Annotated in this window: 1 protein-coding gene; it reads left to right on the forward strand. The window is 33.6% G+C overall.

From position 1 onward, the window contains the following. Positions 1 to 172: 172 nt before the first annotated feature. Positions 173 to 3,252, forward strand: a 3,080-nt coding sequence (locus tag BM153_RS13315; RefSeq protein ID WP_143088321.1) for a hypothetical protein, incomplete at its 3' end; no start/stop codon positions are given.

The following is a 3,252-nucleotide window of genomic DNA, read 5'->3' on the forward strand; positions in this document are numbered from 1 at the left end:
AGCTGTTATAAAAGTTCCTGCTAAAAAGTTAAAGACCTACAAAATACTTTTAAGCAATAAGGGACAAAGCAAAACAGTAAAAGTAAAATAAAAACCAAAATATAATGCTTTATATTTAAAGTCAAAAGCTCTTATTTAAATAATAAGAGCTTTTGACATAGGAGAAAATGGTATGAAAAAAGTAAAATACTTATTATTGCTTTTGATTTGCTTTTTTATAGGATATTTTCCAATATCTGTTAATGCGGCTCAACAAGCAATTGATCATGTAGAATTAAGAGAAAAGTCATCTTCTTCTACAAAATATACTTGTAGTGCTTTAGATGAAAAAATATTCTACACAGATGAAATAACAAACTCAATCGGACATCTAAGAATTTATCTGACAGATTCAGATAAATACAAGGTTACATCAGCTTATACAAATACCAAAAAGGCAAGTAAAATTGTTAATAATACGGAAAATCCTCTTTTGTGGAAGGTGGATTTTTCTACATCAGGATCGGTTTTTTATATTGACATTCAAAATAAAGAAAGCTTGGATACACAAACTTATATTGTTGTTGTCAAAAGTATTGAAAAAGCAACAGGACCTGTACTGGTAGATTCTTCAAATAATACTATTGTAGGAAAAAATAGTGATTATCAGGATGGAAAGTCTAATATTAAAAAAATAGATGACTGCAAAGATAATGAAGTTTATTTGAAATGTGAAAAGGTGGATCCGGGTTACACTGTATATTCAAAGGAAACAGGACCAAGGTGGATACATACAGATGATAATTATTATAGAGTAAACGGTTCAAAAGAATACCAATATGATGCAACCCAAAAAGAAGAAAATCCGGTATTGGCTCCGGTACAGTTAAAAAAGGGATGGAATGTTATCGAAGCCTATAGCGAAGGAACACTTCCGGATTTTGGGGAAGCGACAGGATTAAAGGTCGGTGATTTAAGAGGAGAAAGAAGTGGTTATTCTGATTATTTATGGTTTATTTACTATGATGGAGAAAAAGAAGCTCTTCCTTCAGACGATACATCTTTAGGAAAGATTCGTGCTGTTTCCTATGTAAATAAATATAATGAATTTTTCAGCGGTTACTCTACCCAGGTGGATTCAAAAAATGATAATTATGCAATAATACTTCCTAAGGTTTTAAAATATCCTTACATACTTGTCCAGGTAAGTGCAAAGACATCTACTTCAACAGTTTCGATGCCATCTTCCATGGTAAAGGCATCTTGTGGTTCAATATATTCCATAAAAGTAGAGCCTGAAAAAACAGTAGCCATCCCAGTTACTGTTACAGCAGCCAGTGGAAGCAGTAAAGTACAAAATATAGAAATAAAGTGGTTATCTTCTGATGCTAATATAAAAGAAGCCAATCTTACAAACGGACAATTGGAAAAATCCATAAATTCTGAGGAATCAGCTTATTTTTATACAGTATCCGGACAGGCAGATACAATTTTTAAAGTAAAGGCTTCTGAAGGTGCCAGTCTTACTTTTAATGGAGAAAGTGCTGATTTAAAGGATGGTTATTATATCTATAATGCGCCTGCAGATGTTTCTTGTGTAAATGTAGTTGTTACCGCAGCAGATGGAGTAAGTAAAAAAACCTATACCTTTGTAAATAATACTGTGGGAACATATTTTACTGTATCTGATGAAACAAGAAAACTGGCAAAAGAGCTTTTAGAAAAGTCAAAATGGTATAAGGAAAGCGCTGATTCACCTACTGACAGATACTGGTCTGTTTTTATGAGAGCAGCAGCAGGTTTATCCTTTGATAATATTCAGGTGTTTGATGTTACAAAAGCAAGTATAGATCCCACTGTACCGGCTAAAACTTATGGAGCAATTATCTTAGATCTGGTAATTACCGGAGAAAATCCTTATGATTTTAATGGTACAAATTATGTGGAACTTCTTGAAAAATGCTCCGAACCTTATGGAAATCAGTCATTTGGACCATACGGAGCTGATATCTGGGCATATATAGGACTTAAGGCTGCCGGAGCAGGGAAAGATTATAAATATATGGATGCTCTCACCACAAGAGTAAAAAATTATGCCTTAGATCCCACCGGCTATCTGGAAATGAGAAGCTGGGCGTGGGCAGCACTAGGAGATGAGCTTACCTATGACCAGAAAATATCCATTATTCACGAAGTTGATGATACCTTTTTCTGGAAAAAAGGTGAAGATGCAGGACTTTTTGTTGCTCCTGAATACCAAAACTGTATAAATTCAAACTGTCACGGATGTGTTATGACAGGAATTAACAGCATGAGTTATGATATAGAAAATTATAAAACAGATGCAACACATTCACCATTACAATCCTTATATTCAAGATTTTACAGTGATGGTGTGTGGCTATACAGAGTAGGTTGGAAAGATGGGAATGATGAAAAGGATGTTATAATTGCACTTGGTGAAGTTGCATCAGGAAGCAGCAGTATTTATGGCAGATATGCCCCGAAAAATGAAGATTTAAACAAATTACTTTCTATAGCAAAAGACCTTTTGAAAACCGGATCAAAGGTTAATAATAAAGCCTTACAGGAAGCCTATGATGCTGCAAATCTGGTTAAATCAGAAAGTACAGGTTTTGGAAAAGAATATTATAGCTTATATTCAGCTATTGCAGCCATTGATCCAGGTAAGGTATCAAAGCCAAATGCCCGCATGTGTTCAAAAGCAGATGGGAAAAAGATAGATGAGGTAATTGAGCTTATTGATAATCTCAAAAAAGAATATACTTTTGAAGACCTTCAAAATAAAGATGCCTATAATGAAGCTTTACAGGCTTACAACAGTCTTGAAAAAACCTACTATAAGTCATATGTTACAAATTCTGATAAACTTTTTAAGGTGGGAGATACTTTAGAAGCCCTTGAAAATGCTCAAAAAGTAATAGCTATGATTGAAAATCTGCCGGAAGAAATAACTCTTGCAGATAAAGAGTCAGTTGAAGAGATTAAAGAAAAGTATGATGAATTAGAAGAATATAAAGCATATGTAGGTGAAGAAAATGCTAAAAAAATTGCTGATGCTTATTCAAGAATTCATATTTTAAGCTTTATTGATGCAAGTAATGCTCTTTGCGATGTTGATAAGATCACCTTAAATGACAAGGAGACAGTTGAAAAACTTAAGAAAGAATTTGAAGCCCTTACTAAGGAAGAACAGGATTATCTAAAAGAAAACAATGCCGACTTAGTAAAAAAACTTGAAGATGCACAAGC

Origin of the sequence: Acetitomaculum ruminis DSM 5522, from assembly GCF_900112085.1 — a bacterium.
Lineage (GTDB): Bacteria > Bacillota > Clostridia > Lachnospirales > Lachnospiraceae > Acetitomaculum > Acetitomaculum ruminis.